We start from the raw sequence: 21,242 nt of genomic DNA on the forward strand, positions 1-21,242 counted from the left end.
AACGCCCCACGCCTCCATGCCGTACAATGACCGGCATGGAACCTATTGCATACATACATACCGACCTGCCGCAGAAGTTCGGCATTCCACGCAACAGCTTTTTGGCACCCCATCTGCAGGGACGCATCGTTTTTGAGCCGGAATTTGCCTCCAATGCAGCGGTTGAGGGTCTGGACTCCTTCTCTCACCTATGGCTGCTGTGGCGCTTCGAAAACGGTACGCCCGGCGGCACGGCTAAGGACATAGCCGCCGATGCCAAAACGCAGGACAGGTCCGGCGCCAACGCAAAATGGTCGAAAACCGTGCGTCCGCCGCGTCTGGGTGGAGCCGAACGTGTGGGCGTGTTTGCTACGCGCAGTCCGTTTCGCCCTAATCCCATTGGGCTTACCTGCGTCAAGCTCGATCGCGTCGAGCTTACCGACGACGGCCCCATCATCCATGTGCTGGGGGCCGATCTGCGCGACGGCACGCCCATCTACGACATTAAGCCCTACATTCCGTTCGCGGACTGTCACCCGGATGCGACCGGAGGCTGGATCGAGGATGCTCCGTGGCAAGAGCTCGACGTCGAGTTCCCGCAAGCGCTGCAGGATATGGTCCCGCCCGCAAAACTCTCCGGCTTGGTCGAAGTCCTTCGCCAAGATCCGCGCCGTGCGGGCAGCAAGCACGAGCCAAACCGCATTTACCACTTGGCTTACGCTGGACTCGACATATCTTTTACGGTCGATGAAACCCAGCTAACCGTAGTCGCCATCACCGACGCGCGAGACTAACCAGCCATTCGTCCGCACCCGTCAAATTAAGCGCCAAACTCCGCGCCAAAACCGCCCACGCTGGTGGACAATAACGCCTACCAAAACAATCACTTTGCACGGGAGTCCAGCATGAAATACGACTTCACTTCAATCATCGACCGCCACGGCATGGACTCCATCGCCGTTGACTCTTGGGGTGAGATCCCCGGTATGGCTCCGAATGCACCCGACGAGGGCTTCGACCGCATTCCCATGTGGGTGGCCGACATGAACTTCGCCACGGTGCCCACGGTCCAGGAGCACATCATTCAGCGTGCCCAGCACCCCATGTTTGGCTACTTTAACCCGCGCCCCGAGTACTTCGACCGCATCATCGAATGGCAGAGCCGCCGTAATGGCGTCGAGGGCCTGGCACCTGAGCATATCGGCTACGAAAACGGCGTGCTGGGCGGTGTCGTGTCGACGCTGCGCGCGTATGTCCAGCCAGGCGATGCGGTGCTGGTCCATAGCCCCACCTACATCGGCTTTACCAAGTCTATCGAAGCCGCGGGCTATCGCATTGTCCACAGCCCGCTTAAGCTCGACGACCAGGGCGTGTGGCGCATGGACTTTGAGGACATGGAGTGCAAACTCACCCAAAACCACATTCATGCCGCGGTGTTCTGCTCACCGCACAATCCCTGCGGCCGCGTATGGGAGCGTGACGAGATCGAGCGCGCCATGGACATCTATCGCCAGCACGATTGCGTGGTGATCTCGGACGAGATTTGGTCCGATATCATCCTGCCGGGACACAAGCATATCCCGACGCAGTCGGTGGGCGAGGATGCCCGCATGCGCACGGTTGCCCTCTATGCGCCGAGCAAGACGTTCAACTTGGCGGGTCTGGTCGGCAGCTACCACATTATCTACAACGAGACGCTGCGCGACCGCATGTGCGCCGTGTCCAACAAGACCCACTACAACGAAATGAATGTCCTCTCCATGCATGCGCTTATTGGTGCCTACCAGCCGCAGGGCTACGAGTGGGTGGACGAGCTCAACCAGGTGCTTGCCGGCAATATCGAGTACTTCTGCACGTATGCAGAAAAACACTGGAAGGGCGTCGCGTTTTCACGTCCGCAGGGCACGTACATGGTGTTTATTGACTGCGCCGAGTGGTGCCGCGAGCATGGCCGCGATATTCAGTGGCTGCTCGACGAGGGGGCGCGCGTGGGCGTGGGGTATCAGGACGGCCGCCCGTTCCATGGACCCTGCCACATTCGTGTGAATCTGGCGCTGCCGCTTTCGCGCGTAAGGGAAGCGTGCGATCGCTTGGACCGCTACGTTTTTAATGCACGATAGGCGTGTGCTGCATGCGGGGCCTTCTGCCAAGCCGGCTGGAAGGCCCCGCATGGTAAAACGTCTGTAACCATTGGACGCTCGAGTGGTTTCGTTTGCTATTATCTTTAACCATTTTAGTCTGTAAACAGGATCTTCTGGAGCTCGATGAAAAGACCTCGCCGCTCGGTGTCCATATCGTTGTTTGTCGCGCTTGCGGTAGCGTGTGCCTTTGTCGTAGCGATAGCCGGCTGTTCCGGGTCGAATGACAGAGCCTCGACGTCTGCATTAGAAGGTCTGGACGCCGCGCGGGCCAAAGACGACAGCCTTAAGACGCTCAACGTTGGCAGCGACCTCTATCCACCGTTTGTGTATACCGATGAGTACGGCGATATCGTTGGCCTGGATGTCGAGATACTAACCGAGGCTTTGGCCCGCATTGGTTACAAGCCAAAGTACCAGCTGATCGATTGGGAAAAGAAGAAAGAGCTGCTGGCGAGCGGCGAGCTCGATTGTGTCATGGGTAGCTTTAGCATGACGGGTCGCGAAAACGAGTATCGTTGGGCCGGCCCGTACCTTGCGAGCCGCCAGGTGGTCGCGGTCGATCCCCAGAGCGATATCTACACGCTTGCCGATCTTGAGGATAAGGTCGTGGCAGTCCAGTCCACCACCAAGCCCGAGGACATTTTGCTCAATCGTACAAATGAAAACGTTCCGCAGATCAAAGAGCTCTATTGTTTTTCGGACCGCTCATACCTGAACCCGGCACTTGTCGAGGGCCTGGTCGACGCCATCGCCGCGCATGAGTCCTCGCTGCTCACCTACGAAAAGGACTATGGTGTGACGTATCGCATTCTGGATGAGCCGCTGCTAGTGGTTGGTTTGGGCACCGCTTTCGATATCAACGATACGCGCGGCATCGACGTTAAGCTCACTCATGCCTACCAGGAAATGCTTGCCGATGGCACCATGGAACGTCTGGTGTCAAAGTACTTTGATGACCCTTCGCCATTTTTGAATATGGAGGGCCTGTCATGATCGATGCACCCGACCACGCCGCTCAGGAGCGGGGCAATCGTTCGGCAGGGGTATGGCTCCTTGTCGCTCTGCTGGGGATAGCGCTCTCGGTTGTTGCCGGCATGATGAGCTACGGTTACATGACGGCCCAAGCCGAGCAGCGCTTTGCCGACGTTGTCGATTACGTGGCGACGCAGAGCCTTTCCTACGATGCATTCAATAGCGCCTATACGACCAAAAACCTGATTCGCGTTATGGAGATCGCAGGAGAGACGGCGCGCGATATGGAGCGCGACGGTTCGGTGGATAACGCCATGTTGGAGCAATATGCTGACCAGTTCAACGTGAGTGCACTGATCGTGACGGACGCATCAGGCAATTTGGTGTCCGAGTCCTCGACGGATGGCGTGGGCTACGAGTCGCTCGCTACGTATCTCAAGGAATCACCCGTGCTTGAGGTGGCAACTCATCCGCTTAAGTCCTATACCGCCCGCATCACGCTTGCGGATGATTCGGTCGCAGACATTGGCTGCGTGACTCGGCAGGATGGCGAGGGCATCGTTATCGCGGTAAGGCATCAGAGCGCGAAGGCGGTTGCAAGCAATACACTCAAACTGCAGAGCTTGCTTGATGGCTATGAAACCATCGATAGCGGCAATATCGTGATCGAAAGCGACGGCAAGGTCGTTGCGACCAATGCCGTTGAACCCACCGTATTGGGCGTGTTCGATCTGCCTGTGACGGATGTCTTCATTGTCGACGGTATTAAGGATCGATGCCTGGCTGGTAAGGTCAGATTGGTTAACGCCGACGGCGAGTGGTATTTGGGCACATTTGGAAAAGCGCACAAATTCTATGTGTACACCTATGCCTCGGCGCAGCGCTACTTTGAGGTCGCCGCGGCTGTTGCCGCCGGCGTGCTGGTGCTCTACGGCGGTGTTATAGCCGTTGTTGTGACGGTGCGTCGCCGCGCTGATCGTCGACGTTTGACGGACTTGCTGCAGCAGGAGCGCGACTATGGCGACAAGCTGGCAAAGGCGGCGCGTGAGGCCTCGTCTGCCAACTCGGCAAAGACGGAGTTTCTGCGTCGCATGAGCCACGATCTGCGCACGCCCATCAACGGCATTCGCGGCATGGTCGAGGTTGGCGATGCCAATGCGGACGATCTGCAAAAGCAGACTGAGTGCCGCTCAAAGATCTGGACGGCATCGGGACTGCTGCTCGACCTTGCCAACGAGGCGCTCGATATGAGTCGCCTGGAGAGCGGGCAGGTCGACCTGAACCTCGTACCCATAAATTTGGTGGCCCTCAACTGTGAAGTGCGCGATATTCTGGAGCGCCAGGCCGAGGAGCGTCTGGTGACAATTATCTCCGACCAGCAGACGCTTAATCATCCCTATGCGCGGGTGAGCGTGACGCACCTCAAGCGTTTGTTGCTCAATATTGCCGGCAATGCCGTCAAGTACAACCGCCAGGGCGGCTATGTCCGCCTGGTGTGCCGCGAGGTGGAGCCTGTAGATGGCGTCCCTGTCTATGAATACACGATCGCCGACAACGGTATTGGCATGAGCGAGGAGTTCCAGCAGCACCTCTACGAGCCGTTTTGCCGCGAGGAGCAACAGGTGGAAGGTGCTTCATCGGGAACTGGCCTGGGCGCGCCTATCGCAAAACAGCTGGTCGAGCTTATGAGCGGAACCATGAGTTTTACGAGCGTCTTGGGGCAGGGGACGACGTTTACCATCCGCCTGCCGTTCGAGAAATGCAAACGCTCCGAGATTCCTCAGGCAGTTCGCGTGGATGGGGGCGATGGCGATGCGCTCCAGGGCTTGCGCGTTTTGCTCGTAGAGGATAACGATCTGAATGCCGAGATCGCGCAGTTTACGCTCAGCCGTGCCGGTGCCATCGTGACGCATGCTAAGGATGGTGAGTCTGCCGTCGAGATGTTTACCGCGAGCGCACCGCACGAGTACGACGTGGTGTTGATGGACATCATGATGCCTGGCATCGATGGCCTTGAGGCCACGCGTCAGATTCGAGCACTCGATCGCGAGGATGCCGCGACCACGCCGATTATCGCCGTGAGTGCCAACGCCTTTGCCGACGACCGCAGGCTTTCGCGCGAGGCGGGCATGAACGCGCACCTGAGCAAGCCTGTGAGCTCGCAAGAGCTCGTCGAGGCGCTAGCGCACATAGCCGCCGACGCTTCATAAGCATATGGCCCGGTTCCAAGGTGGGTTGGAACCGGGCCATATTGTTATTGATGAGGCCTGCTGAGGGGCTTACTTTTCTTGAATCTGCTTACCGCAAAGATGCTCAATCGTAATCTCGTAGAGCTGGACGCCCTTAATGTCCTTGGCGATTTCCTCTTCGACTTCCTCGGCAGAAGGGTAGTACTTAAGCGCGAGCTGGCGGACTTTATCCTCGATAAACGCGGGGGTGTCATTCGCCAGGCGACAACGGCCAAAGACGACGGTGCTCATAACGTAGGGGGCCCAGTCGCCGTCCTGGTACCACTCGTTGCCGTATACGGTAAAGCAGACCTTGTCATCGCGCTTGAGTGCGTCGACCTTGTGGCCGGCTTTGGCGCCATGGAAATAGATCTTGTCGTGCTCGGCGTCAAAGAAGTAGTTGACGGGAATGGCGTACGGGTAGCCGTCGTCGCCGTTGACGGCAAAGACGCCGCGCTTGCAGGTAGCGAGCAGTTCGCGCGCCTCCTCGTCGGTGATGGCGCGTTTCTTTCGACGTAAGGGCCTAAACATCGTTGGCTTCCTTTCTGGTCGTGCGTGGTGGTTGAGCACAAACTATAGCGAAACGGATCCGTTTTTCTTGATGCGGGCGAGTATGTTTTTGAGTTTGTTAAAGTCGAGCGGTTTGGACAGATGGGCGTTCATGCCGGCGTCGTGTGCCGCCTTGGCGTCTTCGGCAAAGGCATTGGCGGTGAGCGCGATGATGGGGATATCGGCTGCATCGACCTTCTCGCTCAGACGAATCGCGCGGGTTGCCTCGTAACCGTCCATGTCCGGCATCATAATGTCCATCAGGATCGCATCGAAGCTGCCGGCGGGATGAGACAGGTACAGATCGACGACTTCGTTGCCGTTGACGGCGCGGGTGACCACGACGCCCTCGGATTCTAGCAGCGCCTGGGCAATCTCGGCATTCAATTCGTTGTCTTCGGCGAGCAGCACGTTCATGTTGGCAAGCGAGCAGTCGAGCGCCTTCTCGACCGTATCCGTCCGCGCCTGGGGGTTCTTGTCGATATCGAGCGGAATTTCCACGTAGAACGTGGTGCCCACATGGAGCTCGCTGGTGACTTCGATGGTGCCGCCCATCAGTTCAATAAGCGACTTGACGATTGGCATGCCCATGCCGGTTCCTTGGAACTTGCTGCGCGCATCGTCACCTTCTTGGGCAAACGGCTCATAGATATGCTTTAAAAACTCGGGAGCCATGCCAATGCCGGTATCCGAAACGCTAAAGCAAAAGAGCGCGCGCCCGTTATCGAGTGGCTTGGTCTTTGAGCTAAAGGTGACGGAGCCGCCGTGCTTGTTGTACTTAATGCTGTTGTCTAACAGGTTGATCATGATCTGTCGGATATGGGTGGGACTGCCGATCATGTATGGCCCCGTGGCGTACGGCAGACTATTGTCCTGCATTGTGATGCCGTTACTGGACGCGCGGAGCTTGCACAGCACTAGCGTATCGTCACAGAGCTCTTTGAGGTTAAAAGGCGCATGCTCCAGTGTTAGCTTGCGGTCTTCGATTTTGCCCATCTCGAGGATGTCGTTGATCAGCGAGAGCAGGTGATTGGCGGCAACGCGCGCCTTGGCACGGCTCTCGCGGGCGACTTGCATATCGCCTTCCTTCAATTCCTCGATCTCGATAAGGCCCAGGATACCGTTGAGCGGCGTACGGATGTCGTGGCTCATGCGCGTGAGGAATGCCGTCTTAGCGGCGTTGGCAGCATCGGCTTTTTTGCGCTCGGTTCGAGCGCGCACGAGCGCCCAGATGAGCAGGACGATGCCGACCGACAACATACCGATGAGGGTAGCTGCAATGGCGGTGCGGTTGCGATAAAGGAATTGAAGCGTGTTGGATTCCTGGGCCGTGTACGACGTGGAGGAGAAATTGCTTGCGGAGAGCGATTCTCCGGCATTGATGATGCCCTTGTTGATGATTCCCAACAGCTCGGGTTTTCCGCGCGAAATCCAGCACGAGAGCTCACAGGTGTCAGGGAGCTCGGTCGTCTCGCAGTCCTCGAGATCGTAACGGTCACCGATGGTTTTTACGCGTGAACTGGGAGCGACGATGCAGTGCGCCGTTCCCTTCCTGAGGGCGTCGAACGCTTCATCGTCGGATTGGTATTCGGTTACGGTCGCTGTGGGGAACAGACTTTCAAGTGCATTTTTGTTGACAAACGATGATTTGGTACAGGCGATGTTCTGAAGGTTTTTGTTCAGGTTGCTGCCGGTGTGGATAGCGGTGAGGGATATGGTTCCCAACGATACCGACTGCACAACGCCTGTTTGCTCGGCAAACCAGTAATCTCGGTATACCGGCAGCGCAACGTCTATGCTTTCCTTTGACAGGGCCTTTGACATCATCTTGTAGCTATCAAAGGCGACGGTTTTGACCGTAATGCCAAATTTATCGTGTAGCGTCGTCGCAAGCGATGCGAGCGAGCCTTCCATTTCGCCGTCTTCGTTCTCGCTGCAGTAGGGGAGTTTGCCCGTAATGTAGCCGAGCGTGATGGTGTTGTTGTTTGCTTTGAGCCAGGAACGTTCGGGTCCGTTGAGCGATGATGAGCCGCTGTTTTGGGTCGAGTAGTGAGATTTTACTTCGTCGTTATAGCGTGGGTTGACGCGGGCGATTGCCGTCATGGCAGCATTGATGTCGTCCATCAGGTCGGGGCGGCTTTTGGGAACGGCAAAGTAGTAGTCGTTCGAACCAATGTAGAACATGGGGGAGGCATTGGGCGACGAGATTGTGTCGTTCATGATGACGGCATCGACTTCGTCGTTTGCGAGCGCGTCAAAGAGATCGGACCCTCCGTCATACTCCTTGTATGTGCAGGCGATTCCTTCGCTGGCGAGCCATTGCTGGCCAACGAAGGTTTGCATGACGTCGGGGTTGCAACCGATAGTGAGACCCTGGAGTGCTTGAGGGTCACCCTTTGCAAGGTCGTCACGGTCGGGCCTGGCGTAGATGTAGTAGCGCTCGGTGCCCTCGGGGTTCGAGGAAAAGAGCAGCTTTTGGGCACGTTCCTCGGAGTAGGAGATGTTGGGCATGAGGTCGATCTCGCCTGCCTCGAGCATGTCCATAAGCTCGGTGAAGGTGCCGGAGACGTATTCGTACCGCCAGCCGGACGTGTAGTACGACAGGGTCTGGAGGTACTCGTAACCCCATCCCGAGAGACGCTCGCCGGGGGTGCCGTCCTGGAAGCCCTCGTTGCTGACGAGCCAGCCGACGCGGACCGTCTTGACTTGCTGATCGGTATTGGCGGCATAGGCGGGGGCGGGCATGATGGTGCTCAGTACGGCGAGCGCGGCAAGCGCGACGGCCAGGGTGCGATATATAACTGAACGAAGGACGGTGGCAGCTCTCACATGCAATCCTAACGAATCGAGACATTACCGCATAAGGATATCAGCTCAGCCTGCCCAGCCGGCAGCTGCACCGCTAAACGGTCCCGCCCGGCAGTCATCGGGGACGTTCTTAAACGACTAGTCATTGGGGACGTTCTTGTTTGACTAGTCATTTAAGAATGTTCCCAATGACTAGTTCCCAATGACTAGTTTCGTTTGCGGGGGAGGCGTGGGACAATACCGAGCGAACGAGATTGGGCGTCTGGGAAAGGGGTCGCGATGAACAGGTTGAGGACGCTTGCCGATGTGCTGCGACAGGCTGGCTTTGCGCGCATCACGGGCCTGTTTCTAATCTTTTACCTGCTGTGCTCGACTGCCGTCTGGCTGTCCGAGCCCACGTCCCTTACGTTTGGCGACGGTCTCTGGTTTAGCTTTGAGACGGTCTCGACCATCGGCTTTGGTGACATTCCTGCCGAGACACCGGTTGCCCGCGCCATTACCGTCATTCTGAGCGTCATCAGCATCTTCTACATCGCCATGCTCACGGGCGTGGCGGTGAACTACTGCAATACGCTTATCAAGCTGCGCCAAAAGGACACCATGGCGCGCTTTATGGACGATCTTGAGCATTTGGAAGAGCTCGATCGTGACGAGCTCGCCGATCTTTCGCGTCGCGTGCGCGAGTATCGTCGACGCCAGCGCTAAGACGAACGTCGTGCGCCACAACAAGGGGGACCAAATATGAATATCACCGTGTATTTGGGTGCCAGTGCCGGCAATGATCCGGCGTTTCTGCCCGCGGTGCAGGAGCTGGGCAACTGGATTGGCGCCAACGGGCACGCGCTGGTATACGGCGGGTCCAAATCGGGGCTGATGGGTGCGCTCGCCGATAGCGTACTCGAGGCGGGTGGACACGTGACGGGTGTTGAGCCGAGCTTTTTTATCGAGGCCGAGTTTCAACATGACGGTATCAACGACCTTATCGTGACGAGCGATATGGCGGAGCGCAAGGCCAAGATGATTGAGCTCGGCGATGCGTTCATCGCATTTCCGGGCGGCACGGGCACGCTCGAGGAGATTGCCGAGGTTATGTCCGCGGTGTCGTTGGGGCACCTGAGCTCTCCGTGCATCCTGTATAACCTGGACGGTTACTACAACGACCTCAAGGCGTTGCTCGGGCGCATGATTGATAAGGGGCTTTCGAGCCCGAGGCGCCAGCACGGCATCTACTTTGCCGACGATTTGCGCGAGATTGCCTCGATTATCAACGGATAAGTCTTGAGCCTGCCCCACTATGGCTCCCAATGGTGCCGTTTGCGGCGCAGGTGGTTGGCTCGTTCGGGCAACGCTCGCTCTACAATAAAACGTATCTATGTCGACTTTGACCGCGGGAGGACCCGATGGATAACCTTGCCAAACCCACGAACCGAGCGCTGTTTTTGGTCAGCGTTGCCGTGACCGGTGCACTCGCGGGTGCCGCAGTCTGGCTGTTCTTTTTTGCGATGGAGCACGGTATCGACTATCTATGGACCGAGATTCCGCACGCGCTGGGCGTCGCTTCGCCCGAGCTTGCCAGCGGCCCGTTTGGCTTTCTGCCGTACCCGTTTTTTGTCTGCCTGCTGGGCGGCCTGTTAATCGGTCTGTACGAAAAGATGACAGGCACCAAGACCGATGACCTCAACCAGGTGATGGCTAAGGTTAAGCAAGATGGGCGCTACCCGTACGACAACCTGGGCAAGCTTTCGCTCGCGGCATTGCTGCCGCTGCTGTTTGGCGGAAGCATTGGACCGGAGGCCGGCCTGACCGGCGTTATCGCTGGTCTGTGCAGCTGGGTCGGCGACCGCATGCGTCGCTTTGGCGCCGAGTTTAGGGAGCTTACGCTGCTGGGCACCCAGGCTGCCCTGACGGCGCTCTTTACCGCGCCCGTCTTTGGTTTTGTGGCACCGCTCGCTGGTAGCGCCGACGGCCAGGGCGAAGACGCCGACGATGAGTCCGTGTCCGACGAGGTCACCATCAAGCTGCCCAAGGCGCAAAAGACCGTGGTCTACGGCATTGCGATTGCCGGCGGTCTGGGCACCTACCTGCTGCTTGGCCAGCTTGTGGGCGGCGGCATGGGTATGCCGAAGTTCGAGTCCGCCGAGGTGGGCAACCTGGAGCTTACCTGGCTCATTCCTCTGTCGCTGATCGGAACAATCTGCGGCTGGCTGTACTTTGTCTCTGAGCACGCGAGCGAAGTGCTTGCCCACGCAATAGGGGAGCACCCCATCGCTAAGGCCATGCTGGCCGGTCTGGTACTTGCCGCCTGCGGTACGGCTCTGCCCTTCACCATGTTTGCCGGCGAGACGCAGGCCGACGTGCTCATGGAAACCTATCTGACCATTCCCGCCGGCGTGCTTATTGTGACCGGTCTTGTTAAGGCCATGCTGACGCCCGCCCTCATCAACCTTGGTTGGCGTGGCGGCCACTTCTTCCCGGTTATCTTCTCGGGTGTGAGCCTGGGCTATGGCCTTGCCATCCTCACCGGCGCCGATCCGGTCTTTTGCGTCGCTGTCTGCACGGCATCGACGATGGGCGCCGTCATGCGCCAGCCCATCATGGTCGTGGGCCTGCTGCTCATGTGCTTCCCGCTCAAAGGCATCGTCTGTATGATCATCGCCGCCGCCATCGCCGCCGGCATTCCGCTGCCCAAGCCGCTGCGCAAGTAGTACGGTGGCTCACGCTGGGGATATGCCATTTGTCACGGATTTACGGGGAGGGGCGGCGATCGCGTCCTTCGTGGATTGAGGCTCGCGTGGCTACAGATCGCGTACTCGATAAACCTTGGTGCTGACGGTGCAGCTGATTGCGCATAGTGCGAGCGCCAGTACGGCAATTCCTGCACACAGACAGCCAAGGACGGCAGGATCGGGATTCGCCCCGGCAATCGACATAAGCCAGTTGCTGATGGGGTTGGAGGAGCTCAGCGCTGCCATGGTAAGGCATCCGAGTAGGGCAAACAGGCCAACGGATAGGCGCAGTGCCTCCATGTGTCCAAATCGGAAGAACAGCGGCTGTGCCAAGAACACCATCATGAGGGAGATGAGCATCGATGCTGCCGAGGCGGTTGCGATTTCAAAGATCGTCTGGCATGTCGAAGGGATGCCCATGGGATCGAAGAGCGGAAGGGCGAGGATGTTCAGAAGCGTAGCCGCGCATGCCATGACGACCGAGAAGACAACGATGCACAGGTAGCGTGCGCAAATAATGTCTTTGCGCGAGAAGGGCAACGTTGCTCGATAACGCTCCCAGCCGTTTTGGTTATCGTAGCCAGCTAGCGAGTTCATGATTATGATGGGCGACATTGCGCTGACCGCACAGGCGCCGGCGCTCATGCCGGAATCGCCGTCTGTCGCGTTGACAAGGGTCAATACGACGAATATGAACAGGCCGACGCCCGCGATGCTCGGGAGAAACGAGCGCATGATGGCGGTCTCGGACATAAAGGCACGTTTCATTTCGAAGCTCCTTTCAGCGTGAGGCGTAGATAGTCGTCAATGGTTGCCCGATCGCAGGGAATCTCGGGGAAGGCCTCGAGCGTTTCGCGACGGTTGGGCACGAGCACGTCCACGCTATAGGCGTGGTGGACGGCACGGGCGCTTTCGACGCAAGCCATAAGCTCGGCGGCCTGCGCTTGGGTGCAGTGGGCGATGCCGGCGCGGTCGGTAATGTCCTCGCGCGGCAGGTCAAACACAATCGAGCCGTTATCGATGCAGATGACGCGGTCGGCGGCGCGATCGAGGTCGGACGTAATGTGGCTCGAGAGCAGCACGCTGCGCTGACCGTCGGAAACAAAGGCAAGCAGCTCATCAAGCAGTTCCTCGCGTGCCATGGGATCGAGGCCCGCGGTGGCCTCGTCCAAAACGAGCAGCTTGGCCTCGTGGCTGAGCGCGCAGGCAAGCTGCAGCTTCATGCCCATGCCGCGGGAGAGGTCCTTGACCTTTGCCTTGGGATCGAGGCCAAATCGGTTGATGAGGTCGGCGAAGGTGCCATGGCTCCAGGTGGGGTACGCTGGACTTACGAGTGCCTCGACTTCGGTCACCTTAAGTGTGGAAGGGAAGGGGCACGTGTCTAGCACGAGGCCGACGCGAGTGCGCAGACAACGCTGCGTCTCATCGGGCGCGTCGATGCCACAGCGCTGCCCAAACAGGTGCACCTCGCCGGCATCGAGTTTGATAAGCCCGAGCGCGGCTCGAATCGTCGTTGTTTTGCCGGCACCGTTGGCACCCACAAAGCCGACGATCTGGCCAGGCTCCACGGCAAGCGTGACGTTGCGCAGCGAAAAGCGGTCGCTTACACGGCGTGAAATGCCTTTGAGTTCTAAAAGGGTTTGCATGGTATAGCCTTTCTTGCAGATGGCTACTGCATGGTTTCGGGGGCTACGAGGTCGAGCATCTCGTGCAGCTTGTCGCGCGTGACGCCCAAGGCTTCGGCTTGACTTGCCGCTTTTGCAAGCAGCTCTTCGATATGGCAGAGCTGGTTTTCGCGCAAGAGTTCTTGGTTGCTCTCGGTGACAAAACAGCCCTTGCCCTGTACGGTGCAGATAAACCCGAGCTGCTCCAGGTCGGCGTAGGCGCGCTTGGTGGTGATGACGCTCACGCCAAGATCGCTCGCGAGTGCACGGATGCTGGGGAGTTTGGCTCCCGCAGCGAGCGTGCCCGAAAGGATCTGGGCTTTGACCTGCGAGGTTATCTGCTCGTAGATGGGCTTGTCGCTCGAATTGGATAGGATGATGTCCACAGCGGCTCCTTAGCTGTTGGGTTACACGTGTATATAACCGGTAAGCACAGTATATATACACTATATACAGTTATGCAAGAGGCAAATACTGATTGGGCCGGCTACCCTGGCCCCAACTGATGAATTTGTCCTGATAGGCGCCCTAGAGCGGGATTTCGCGGCTACAATAATACGGTTACAACGACGTAATGCACTCAATGCAAGAAAGGATCCGCATGGCAAGCCTGTCGGATGAAATCTCGTCGCGCCGCACATTCGCGATCATCAGCCACCCGGACGCCGGTAAGACCACGCTTACCGAGAAGCTACTGCTCTATACCGGCAGTATCCAGACCGCCGGCTCCGTCAAGGGTAAGAGCTCGGCCAAGCATGCCGTCTCGGACTGGATGGACATCGAGAAGGAGCGCGGTATTTCCGTTACCTCCTCGGTGCTGCAGTTCACCTACAACGGCGCCTGCGTCAACATCCTTGATACCCCCGGCCACCAGGACTTCTCGGAGGATACCTACCGTACCCTTATGGCCGCCGACGCCGCTGTCATGGTCATCGACGGCGCTAAGGGCGTCGAGGCCCAGACCAAGAAGCTCTTTAAGGTCTGCACGCTGCGTCACATTCCCATCTTCACCTTTGTGAACAAGCTCGACCACGAGGCTCGCGATCCGTTTGAGCTCATGGAAGAGATCGAGAATGTTCTGGGCATCAACACCTATCCCATGAACTGGCCGATCGGCAGCGGCCGCAATTTCCGCGGTGTGTTCGATCGTCAGACCCGTCGCGTTATCGCCTTTGAGGGCGACGGTCACGCCAACGCCACCAAGAAGGTCGCCGAGGTCGAGGCTGAGCTGGGCGACCCCTCCATGGACGAGCTTATTGGCGAAGAGAACCATAAGAACCTGATGGACGACATCGAGCTGCTCGATGGCGCCGGCGACGAGCTCGACTTGGATGCCGTGGCCTGCGGCAAGCTGAGCCCGGCGTTCTTTGGCTCGGCGCTCACCAACTTTGGCGTGGAGCCCTTCCTCAAGGAGTTCCTGCGTCTGGCCCCGACGCCGCGCGCCTATACCGATACGCTCACCGGCGAGCCGGTCGATCCCTGCCGCGACGACTTTAGCGGCTTTGTGTTTAAGATCCAGGCCAATATGGACAAGAACCACCGAGATCGCATCGCCTTTGTGCGCATTTGCTCGGGCAAGTTCGAGCGTGGCATGGATGCCTTCCACATGCAGGGCAACCGTAAACTCAAGCTGGCCACGGGCACCTCGATGATGGCCGATGACCGCGCGATTGTTGACGAGGCGTACGCGGGCGATATCGTGGGCCTGTTCGATCCGGGTATCTTTAGCATCGGCGACACCGTGTGCTCTGGCAAGCGCCACGTGCAGTATCCGCAGATCCCGACGTTTGCCCCCGAGATGTTCGCTCGCATTACGCAGGTCGATACGCTCAAGCGCAAGCAGTTCGTCAAGGGTATGGAGGAGCTTGCCCAGGAGGGTGCTATCCAGATCTTCCGCGAGCTGGGTGCCGGCATGGAAAGCGTCATTGTGGGCGTGGTCGGCGTGCTGCAGTTTGAGGTGCTCGAGCGCCGTCTCAAGGCCGAGTACCGTGTTGAGGTTCGCCGCCAGCCGCTGCCCTATACGGACATCCGCTGGATCCAGAACGACCCCGACACTATTGATATCCCGGGCCTTTCGCTCACGCGCGACACGCTGCGCGTCGAGGACATGCGCGGCGGTAAGCTGCTGCTGTTTACGAGCCCGTGGAACGTGGATTGGGCAACCGACCACAACCCCGACCTGATCCTGTCGGAGTTTGGCAACGTAGCCTTTTAACGTATCGGCGCGGTGGTCCTGCGGGGCTGCCGCGCCGTTTGCTTGCCTTATGCCGTGTGAGCGGCTATTATACCCACCGTCGTCTCAAGACCGGGGCGTCCGAGCAGTTCGGGTCCGATATCCTGCTCGTTAAACCTAAAACCAAAGGAGTACATAATGATCAAGAAGGTCATGGAGGACTACAAGGTCCTGTTGCGGAGCATTCCCGCGGCAACGGTTTCGCTGTTTTTCGTGAGCGTCATCATGATGAACCTGCTGGCCAACAAAGAGCTCATCAGCCTGCCGTATCTGGCACTCGATTGCGGCTTTGTGGTGAGCTGGGTTTCGTTTTTGTGCCAGGACATGATCTGCAAGCGCTTTGGTGCCAAGGCATCCATTAAAATCTCTATCCTCGCGCTGCTGGTCAACCTTGCCGTGAGCCTGTGCTTTTGGGCATGCTCGCTCACGCCCGGCATGTGGGGCGCTTACTACGACACGGGCATGATCGAGGTCAACACCGCTCTTAACGCCACCATCGGCGGCACCTGGTACGTGGTGCTGGGCTCTTCGCTGGCAATGCTCGTTTCTGCCGTGGTTAACTCCACGCTCAACCAGTCGCTCGGCCGCATGCTCAAAAAGAATAACTTTGCGAGCTTTGCCTTCCGCTCCTATGTGTCCACGGGTGTTGGCCAGTTTATCGACAATCTGGTCTTTGCCATTGTGGTGAGCCACACGTTCTTCGGCTGGACCTGGGTGCAAGTCCTCATGTGCTCGCTGACGGGCGCTGTTGCCGAGCTGCTGTGCGAGGTCTTCCTAAGTCCCGTGGGCTACAAGGTCGTGCGCGGCTGGGAGCGCGAGAATGTGGGCTCCGAGTACCTCGAGCGCCACGCAACCGCCTAAGGAGCAAGTATGCGGGTTTTGATCACGGGTGCTTCGGGCGGTATCGGAGCCGCATGCGTGCAGCGCTTTTTGGACGAGGGCCACGAGGTCGTGGGTTTTGATCTGCTGCCGGCGGCGATCGAACACGAGCGCTACCGCCATCTGATTGTTGATGTCCGCGAGCCGGGCTCGTTTCCAGGCGACCTTGAACCCCAAGTGATCGTGAACGTTGCCGGTACACAGGATTCCGCCGACGATATCGCCGCCAACCTGTGTGGCACCATCAACGTGACCGAGCGCTACGCCTTTGCGGGGGAGGGGCTTGCCGCCAAGCCGGCGCCGGCTATCAAATCCGTGGTCAATGTGGGGTCGGCGAGCGGGCATACGGGATCGGAGTTTCCCGACTATGCCGCCAGCAAGGGCGGCGTTATCGCCTACACCAAGAACCTTGCAAACCGTCTGGCGCCGCAGGCTATCGCCAACAGTGTGGACCCGGGCGGCGTTATCACGCCGCTCAACCGTTGCGTGATGGAAGACGAACACCTGTGGAACCAGATTATGGAGCTCACGCCGCTTAAGCGCTGGGCCACCGCCCAAGAGATTGCCGAGTGGATCTACTTTGTGGGCGTGACCAACCGGTTTATGACCGGGCAGAGCCTGTTGATCGATGGCGGCGAGGCCGGCCGCACGCAATTTATTTGGCCCGAATAGGAAACGCGCCCGATGGAAAGCCGTCGGGCGCGTTTTTGATGTATCGATTTTTAGCCGAGGCAAGTCCAGTTGACGGGGGTCGAGCCGTGCTGTTCGAGTAGCCGATTGGCTGCCGAGAAGGGACGCGACCCCATAAAGGCGGGGAGTTCTGCCGTGGCACGATTGGCCGAAAGCGGCGAGGGGTGCGTGGAGGCCAGACAGAACTTGTCGGTTGCCTTGCCCGCGTCAGTTGCGACGAGCTTGCCCTCGACCATCTGATGGGCAAAGCGGCCCCATGCCAAAAAGACAACCGGTTGGGGCAGCTGGCAGCAGCGTTCAATAACGTAGTCGGTGAGCGTGCTCCAGCCCAGCTTGGCGTGCGAGTTCGCGGCATGCTCGCGCACGGTGAGCGTAGTGTTGAGAAGCAGGACGCCCTGTTGTGCCCATGGCGTTAAATCTCCTGTGGCGGGAATGAGACAACCCAGATCGGCATTGAGTTCCTTGTAGATGTTGCGCAGGCTCGGCGGCAACTTGGTTTGCGTCGCGGGGACCGAGAACGACAGTCCCATGGCCTGGTTGGGTCCGTGATAGGGGTCTTGACCCAAGATGACAACTTTGACCTGGTCGGCCGGGGTGTAGGCGAGGGCATTGAGGATGTCGTCTTGTGCCGGGTAGATAGTCTGCTCGGCACGCAAAAGGGCGATGTGCTCGAGCAGCTGGTTCGTAGTGTCACGTACCGGCTGCGGCGCATTGCCCAACCAAGTTGCTATGTTGCGGTCGCGGGTTGCGGTGTCCATGGGGCTCCTTTATGGCAGATGCTCTGTTGGTATCTATTGTAAAGGCGCACCGGTTGCCTTTATGCCGCGGCTGCATGAAGAGCGGGGTCTACGAGGCGCGCTCGGGCGCTCCTGCCATACGAGCGCGTCCATGTGCGCGGAGGCGCGGAAGCTCGACGGTTGCCGCCATGACGCCGGTGAGGATGAGAGCTGCACCCAGGAAGGCGATGGGGCTCAGGACCTCGCCGACTAGGAAGAACGAGAAGACAGCGGAGCAGACCGGCTCAAGCGAGAAGGCGAAGCCGGTGGTCTCGGCGGGTACGTGGGGCTGCACGAGCGTCTGGGTGATAAAGCCGTAGGCAGAGCAGATGAGTGCGAGCGCGACGACGACCACGATCTCGCTGGGCGTACTGGGAAGTGTGAAACCGCCAAAGACGCATGCGGCGATGCCCGAGAACAAGCCGCCGAAGCCCAGCTGCCAAACGCCCAGAGCAAGCGGATCGACTTCTTCGACAAAGCGCTTGGCCACGATAATGTGGCTGGCATAGATAAAGGCCGAGAGCAGCATGATGATCGCGCCGGGATTCAGGCTGGTAAAGTCTGCGCCCGAGAGCAGCAACATACCGCAGGTGACGATGGCGGTGCCGACGAGCACTTTGCGCTCGGGGGCGCGACGCAGCAGGGCGGCGTTGGCAAACGGCACGATCACGACCGTCAGGCTCTGCAAAAAGCCGGCGGTGGAGGCGGAGGTGAGGCTGGAGCCCAGGCACATGCAGGTGAGCTCGGTTGCCATAATGGCGCCGATGATGGCGGCACGGACCATAAGGTCGCGGTTGATGCGCAACGCGTGCTTGTGGAAGAGCAGCAGGCAGACCACAAAGGCGATGATGCAGCGTAGCGCGACGATGCTCGTGGCGTTCATGCTGTCCATGCCGATCTTCATGAGGGGATACGAAAAGCCCCATGCGACGGGAACGGAAAATGAGAGCGCGATTGCTTTTTTGCGATCCATGGGACTCCTTTTGTTACAGAACGGTTTCGCAAAAAGGATTCTGCTCCCAGATGTGGATGTAGTAAAGCGAATGTATCTTCAGTATGATTAAGAAATACTAATGTTGGCAGAAAAAGCCCTGGCAAAACGTTTTACGGCTGCATTGATGTGGAGGTGCGATGGCATCGCGGTATCAGATTGTTTGTATGGTGGTCGATCGCGGCAGTCTTAAGGGCGCGGCGGACGAGCTGGGCTATACGCAAAGTGCGGTGAGCCAGGCCGTCAAGGCACTCGAGCGCGAGCTGGGTACCACGCTTATCGAGCGCGGTAAGCAGGGCGTTTCGCTTACGCGCGACGGTAAACAATATCTGCCGTATCTGCGCCAGATTGTGACCGCCGAGGCTGAGCTCGAGGGCAAGCGCCAGGAGTTGCTGGGGCTTTCGTCGACCGATATTCGCATCGCGACGTTTACCAACGTGAGTCGAACCGTGTTACCGCGTGTGATCCGCGACTTTGGGGCGCTGCACCCGGGCGTACGCTTTACCCTTAAGCAGGGCGACTACACGCGCAACGCCCAATGGGTGCACGATGGCGTGGTCGATTTTTGCTTTACGGCACGCGGGTTTACCGCTGGCCTCGAGAAGCGCGTGGTCTATCACGACGAGTTGGTGGCACTGTTGCCTGTCGCGCATCCGCTGGCGGCAAAGGAAAAAGGTGACACTCGCCGACCTGGCTTCCGAGCCGTTTGTGCTTCTGGATGAGGGCGAACAGAGCCTGGTGCTCGATGCATTCGCGGCGCATGGCCTGTCGCCGCACGTGACGAGCGAGGTCACCGACGACTACACCATCATGGCGATGGTGGAGGAGGGCCTAGGCGTGAGCATGCTCTACCGTCGTACTGTGGAGGGCATGCGAGCCGATATTCGTGTGCGGCCCATCGTGCATGCCCCCTCGCGCGACGTGGTGGCGGCCTGGCGCAGCTGGGACACCATGCCTATCGCCACGAGGCGCTTTATCGACTATATGAGCTCGCATATTGTCAACTAATGACTGACGTGGCGTTGAGTGCGGTGTTTAGCGGGCTGTCGCTTTGGCTTGGGTGGCGCGATAGGTGCGTGCCGGGTGGCAAAGTAGTACCGCCACGACCATAAAGAACGCCGTGGTGCCCAGGCTGATGGGGTAGACCATCATGATGTTCGCAAAGGTGCGGAAGTGCGGGAACACGCAGAACACCCAATAGAAGCGGATACCGCAGACGCAGATCATGGTGATGAGGGCGGGTGTGAGCGAGATGCCAAAGCCGCGCAGGTAGCCTGACATGTTTTCGTAGAACATGCTAAAGGCGTACGCCGGGAAGATCGAACATACGCGGATATAGCCGATCGAGACGATGTTGGGATCGCTGTTGAACAGCGACAAGATCTCGCGCCCCAGGCCAACAATAACGATAATTGTGGTGAGCGCGACGATACCGCCTTCGACTAGGCAGACCTTGAGCGTCTTGGTGCAACGGTCGATCTGGCGGGCACCGTGGTTTTGTCCCACAAAGGTGGTGCAAGCCTGGCTAAAGCTGTTGAGCAGGTTGTAGCACACGTACTCCAGGCTCATGGCGGCGCTCGAGGCCGCCATGACTTCGGTGCCAAGGCTGTTGATGGCAGACTGGATGATGATGTTGGCGACGGCAAAGACGGCGCTTTGGATGCCGGCGGGCAGGCCGATCTTGACGATGCGCTTGAGGGCGACGGGGTCGATAGCCAGGTCGCGTAGGGTGACGCGGACGACGGAGTCGGTCTTGAGCAGGCGGATAAAGAGCGTAGCGGCACTGACGGTGTAGGCGATGGCGGTGGCGATGGCGACGCCCGCGACGCCCCAGTGGAGTACGGGGACAAAGATGAGGTCCAGGCCAATGTTGAGGATGGTGGACACGGCAAGCGCCTGCAGCGGCATGCGGGTGATGCCGACGGAGCGGAAGATCGCGGCCTCAAAGTTGTAAAGCAAGATCGAGGGCAGGCTGAGCAAAAAGACGCGTAGGTAGAGCGAAGCGAGCGGCATGGTTTCGGCGGGAACGTTGAGCGCGGCGAGCATGGGCTCGGCAAAGATCTCACCCAGCGCGATGACGACAAAGCCCACGAGCGCCATTAAAATCGAGGTATGGACGGCGCGTTTGACCATGTTCTGATCGTTGCGGCCGATAGCGTTGGCGATGACCACGTTGGAGCCAAGCGACATGCCAATAAACAGGTTGAGCATAAGACTGGTAAGCGGAACATTGGAGCCGACCGCCGCCATGGCGAGGGTTCCCTGGTCGCCCGAGAAGTTACCGATAATGACCGTGGCGATGAGGTTCGACAGCTGCTCCAAGATGCTCGTGGCGGCCACGGGGAAGGCGAACAGGGGAATATTGCGCCACAGCGAGCCGGTGGTCATGTCAATGTGCTTAGATGCGGTATCAGCCATACGCTCTCAATCTCTAACATGCTATTTTGCGCTCATTTGCGCAGACGATGATACTCCTAATCGACTAGTCATTGGGTGTTCCTATAGTTTTGTCAACCGTCGGGGCTACTCCCGGTAGGGCACCCGGTCGCGCATCACGGCGTATATCGCCCTGAGCCGCTTCCTCGCGACGGCCTTGAGCGCCCGCC

The 21,242-nt window shown here is 58.8% G+C and carries 20 protein-coding genes; 12 read left to right on the top strand and 8 right to left on the bottom strand.

All coding sequences use genetic code 11. The features are described from left to right. The first annotated feature begins 35 nt into the window (after positions 1 to 35). From AAAX72_RS08315 to AAAX72_RS08330, 4 genes are all read left to right on the top strand, one after another. Positions 36 to 773, top strand: a complete 738-nt coding sequence (locus AAAX72_RS08315) for a TrmO family methyltransferase (protein ID WP_349129954.1) — start codon at positions 36 to 38, stop codon at positions 771 to 773. Between the two features lie 111 nt (positions 774 to 884). Beyond that, positions 885 to 2,099 carry an aminotransferase class I/II-fold pyridoxal phosphate-dependent enzyme gene (locus AAAX72_RS08320; protein WP_349129956.1) on the top strand — a complete coding sequence of 405 codons (1,215 nt, stop codon included), beginning with the start codon at positions 885 to 887 and terminating at the stop codon, positions 2,097 to 2,099. A gap of 144 nt (positions 2,100 to 2,243) precedes the next feature. Beyond that, the gene (locus AAAX72_RS08325; protein ID WP_349129957.1) at positions 2,244 to 3,113 is read left to right on the top strand and encodes an ABC transporter substrate-binding protein; all 870 of its coding nucleotides are present in this window, start codon (positions 2,244 to 2,246) and stop codon (positions 3,111 to 3,113) included. Continuing rightward, positions 3,110 to 5,302, top strand: coding sequence for a response regulator (locus AAAX72_RS08330; protein WP_349129959.1), 2,193 nt, complete (start codon positions 3,110 to 3,112; stop codon positions 5,300 to 5,302). The genes AAAX72_RS08325 and AAAX72_RS08330 overlap by 4 nt, the downstream gene beginning before the upstream one ends. A gap of 69 nt (positions 5,303 to 5,371) precedes the next feature. Here the strand turns inward: AAAX72_RS08330 and AAAX72_RS08335 are convergent, their stop codons facing one another. Together AAAX72_RS08335 and AAAX72_RS08340 are read right to left on the bottom strand one after the other, a co-directional pair. After that, positions 5,372 to 5,851: a pyridoxamine 5'-phosphate oxidase family protein gene (locus tag AAAX72_RS08335; RefSeq protein ID WP_055309987.1), complete on the bottom strand. Its 480-nt coding sequence runs from the start codon at positions 5,849 to 5,851 to the stop codon at positions 5,372 to 5,374. 42 nt (positions 5,852 to 5,893) lie between these two features. After that, a complete protein-coding gene (locus tag AAAX72_RS08340; protein ID WP_349129961.1) occupies positions 5,894 to 8,698 on the bottom strand; it encodes a transporter substrate-binding domain-containing protein in 2,805 nt (934 codons plus the stop codon). Positions 8,699 to 8,956: 258 nt separating this feature from the next. On the opposite strand from AAAX72_RS08340, the gene AAAX72_RS08345 reads away from it, so the two are divergent. From AAAX72_RS08345 to AAAX72_RS08355, 3 genes are all read left to right on the top strand, one after another. After that, the gene (locus tag AAAX72_RS08345; protein ID WP_349129963.1) at positions 8,957 to 9,382 is read left to right on the top strand and encodes a potassium channel family protein; all 426 of its coding nucleotides are present in this window, start codon (positions 8,957 to 8,959) and stop codon (positions 9,380 to 9,382) included. A gap of 36 nt (positions 9,383 to 9,418) precedes the next feature. Next, positions 9,419 to 9,952 carry a TIGR00730 family Rossman fold protein gene (locus AAAX72_RS08350; RefSeq protein ID WP_349129964.1) on the top strand — a complete coding sequence of 178 codons (534 nt, stop codon included), beginning with the start codon at positions 9,419 to 9,421 and terminating at the stop codon, positions 9,950 to 9,952. A gap of 125 nt (positions 9,953 to 10,077) precedes the next feature. Next, entirely contained in the window at positions 10,078 to 11,382 is a 1,305-nt protein-coding gene (locus tag AAAX72_RS08355) for a chloride channel protein (RefSeq protein ID WP_349129965.1), read from the top strand. Between the two features lie 90 nt (positions 11,383 to 11,472). On the opposite strand, the gene AAAX72_RS08360 is transcribed toward AAAX72_RS08355, so the two are convergent. From AAAX72_RS08360 to AAAX72_RS08370, 3 genes are read right to left on the bottom strand one after another with little or no spacing between them, the layout of a single operon-like run. Then, entirely contained in the window at positions 11,473 to 12,171 is a 699-nt protein-coding gene (locus AAAX72_RS08360) for an ABC-2 transporter permease (RefSeq protein WP_349129966.1), read from the bottom strand. After that, positions 12,168 to 13,049, bottom strand: coding sequence for an ABC transporter ATP-binding protein (locus tag AAAX72_RS08365; protein ID WP_349129968.1), 882 nt, complete (start codon positions 13,047 to 13,049; stop codon positions 12,168 to 12,170). The genes AAAX72_RS08360 and AAAX72_RS08365 overlap by 4 nt, the downstream gene beginning before the upstream one ends. Positions 13,050 to 13,072: 23 nt before the next feature. Next, positions 13,073 to 13,453: a GntR family transcriptional regulator gene (locus AAAX72_RS08370; protein ID WP_346979448.1), complete on the bottom strand. Its 381-nt coding sequence runs from the start codon at positions 13,451 to 13,453 to the stop codon at positions 13,073 to 13,075. Positions 13,454 to 13,668: 215 nt separating this feature from the next. On the opposite strand from AAAX72_RS08370, the gene AAAX72_RS08375 reads away from it, so the two are divergent. From AAAX72_RS08375 to AAAX72_RS08385, 3 genes are all read left to right on the top strand, one after another. Further along, on the top strand, positions 13,669 to 15,282 hold the full coding sequence (locus AAAX72_RS08375) for a peptide chain release factor 3 (RefSeq protein ID WP_349129970.1): 1,614 nt from the start codon (positions 13,669 to 13,671) through the stop codon (positions 15,280 to 15,282). A gap of 156 nt (positions 15,283 to 15,438) precedes the next feature. After that, positions 15,439 to 16,161 (top strand): VUT family protein, encoded by a 723-nt coding sequence (locus AAAX72_RS08380; protein WP_022093974.1) that lies wholly within the window; start codon positions 15,439 to 15,441, stop codon positions 16,159 to 16,161. Between the two features lie 9 nt (positions 16,162 to 16,170). After that, positions 16,171 to 16,851 (top strand): SDR family oxidoreductase, encoded by a 681-nt coding sequence (locus tag AAAX72_RS08385; protein WP_349129971.1) that lies wholly within the window; start codon positions 16,171 to 16,173, stop codon positions 16,849 to 16,851. Positions 16,852 to 16,901: 50 nt separating this feature from the next. Here AAAX72_RS08385 and AAAX72_RS08390 read toward each other — a convergent pair whose 3' ends face one another. Continuing rightward, entirely contained in the window at positions 16,902 to 17,627 is a 726-nt protein-coding gene (locus AAAX72_RS08390; protein ID WP_349129972.1) for a uracil-DNA glycosylase, read from the bottom strand. 88 nt (positions 17,628 to 17,715) lie between these two features. Further along, positions 17,716 to 18,618 (bottom strand): DMT family transporter, encoded by a 903-nt coding sequence (locus AAAX72_RS08395; RefSeq protein ID WP_238057519.1) that lies wholly within the window; start codon positions 18,616 to 18,618, stop codon positions 17,716 to 17,718. Between the two features lie 158 nt (positions 18,619 to 18,776). Between AAAX72_RS08395 and AAAX72_RS08400 the strand changes: the two genes are divergently transcribed. Together AAAX72_RS08400 and AAAX72_RS08405 are read left to right on the top strand one after the other, a co-directional pair. After that, positions 18,777 to 19,358, top strand: a complete 582-nt coding sequence (locus tag AAAX72_RS08400) for a LysR family transcriptional regulator (protein WP_349129973.1) — start codon at positions 18,777 to 18,779, stop codon at positions 19,356 to 19,358. Then, entirely contained in the window at positions 19,312 to 19,644 is a 333-nt protein-coding gene (locus AAAX72_RS08405; RefSeq protein ID WP_349129974.1) for a LysR family transcriptional regulator substrate-binding protein, read from the top strand. Before AAAX72_RS08400 ends, AAAX72_RS08405 begins: the two co-directional genes overlap by 47 nt. Before the next feature lie 27 nt (positions 19,645 to 19,671). On the opposite strand, the gene AAAX72_RS08410 is transcribed toward AAAX72_RS08405, so the two are convergent. Further along, positions 19,672 to 21,054 carry an MATE family efflux transporter gene (locus AAAX72_RS08410; protein ID WP_271737595.1) on the bottom strand — a complete coding sequence of 461 codons (1,383 nt, stop codon included), beginning with the start codon at positions 21,052 to 21,054 and terminating at the stop codon, positions 19,672 to 19,674. Positions 21,055 to 21,242: the final 188 nt, after the last annotated feature.

The sequence above is a fragment of the Collinsella sp. CLA-ER-H8 genome, assembly GCF_040092335.1.
Taxonomy (GTDB): domain Bacteria; phylum Actinomycetota; class Coriobacteriia; order Coriobacteriales; family Coriobacteriaceae; genus Collinsella.

Excerpts from the sequence above, each read along its gene's own strand:
- AAAX72_RS08315 (WP_349129954.1), top strand. The coding sequence starts at position 36 with ATGGAACCTATTGCATACATACATACCGACCTGCCGCAGAAGTTCGGC.
- AAAX72_RS08320 (WP_349129956.1), top strand. The coding sequence starts at position 885 with ATGAAATACGACTTCACTTCAATCATCGACCGCCACGGCATGGACTCC.
- AAAX72_RS08325 (WP_349129957.1), top strand. The coding sequence starts at position 2,244 with ATGAAAAGACCTCGCCGCTCGGTGTCCATATCGTTGTTTGTCGCGCTT.
- AAAX72_RS08330 (WP_349129959.1), top strand. The coding sequence starts at position 3,110 with ATGATCGATGCACCCGACCACGCCGCTCAGGAGCGGGGCAATCGTTCG.
- AAAX72_RS08335 (WP_055309987.1), bottom strand. The coding sequence starts at position 5,851 with ATGTTTAGGCCCTTACGTCGAAAGAAACGCGCCATCACCGACGAGGAG.
- AAAX72_RS08345 (WP_349129963.1), top strand. The coding sequence starts at position 8,957 with ATGAACAGGTTGAGGACGCTTGCCGATGTGCTGCGACAGGCTGGCTTT.
- AAAX72_RS08350 (WP_349129964.1), top strand. The coding sequence starts at position 9,419 with ATGAATATCACCGTGTATTTGGGTGCCAGTGCCGGCAATGATCCGGCG.
- AAAX72_RS08355 (WP_349129965.1), top strand. The coding sequence starts at position 10,078 with ATGGATAACCTTGCCAAACCCACGAACCGAGCGCTGTTTTTGGTCAGC.
- AAAX72_RS08360 (WP_349129966.1), bottom strand. The coding sequence starts at position 12,171 with ATGAAACGTGCCTTTATGTCCGAGACCGCCATCATGCGCTCGTTTCTC.
- AAAX72_RS08365 (WP_349129968.1), bottom strand. The coding sequence starts at position 13,049 with ATGCAAACCCTTTTAGAACTCAAAGGCATTTCACGCCGTGTAAGCGAC.
- AAAX72_RS08375 (WP_349129970.1), top strand. The coding sequence starts at position 13,669 with ATGGCAAGCCTGTCGGATGAAATCTCGTCGCGCCGCACATTCGCGATC.
- AAAX72_RS08380 (WP_022093974.1), top strand. The coding sequence starts at position 15,439 with ATGATCAAGAAGGTCATGGAGGACTACAAGGTCCTGTTGCGGAGCATT.
- AAAX72_RS08385 (WP_349129971.1), top strand. The coding sequence starts at position 16,171 with ATGCGGGTTTTGATCACGGGTGCTTCGGGCGGTATCGGAGCCGCATGC.
- AAAX72_RS08390 (WP_349129972.1), bottom strand. The coding sequence starts at position 17,627 with ATGGACACCGCAACCCGCGACCGCAACATAGCAACTTGGTTGGGCAAT.
- AAAX72_RS08395 (WP_238057519.1), bottom strand. The coding sequence starts at position 18,618 with ATGGATCGCAAAAAAGCAATCGCGCTCTCATTTTCCGTTCCCGTCGCA.
- AAAX72_RS08400 (WP_349129973.1), top strand. The coding sequence starts at position 18,777 with ATGGCATCGCGGTATCAGATTGTTTGTATGGTGGTCGATCGCGGCAGT.
- AAAX72_RS08410 (WP_271737595.1), bottom strand. The coding sequence starts at position 21,054 with ATGGCTGATACCGCATCTAAGCACATTGACATGACCACCGGCTCGCTG.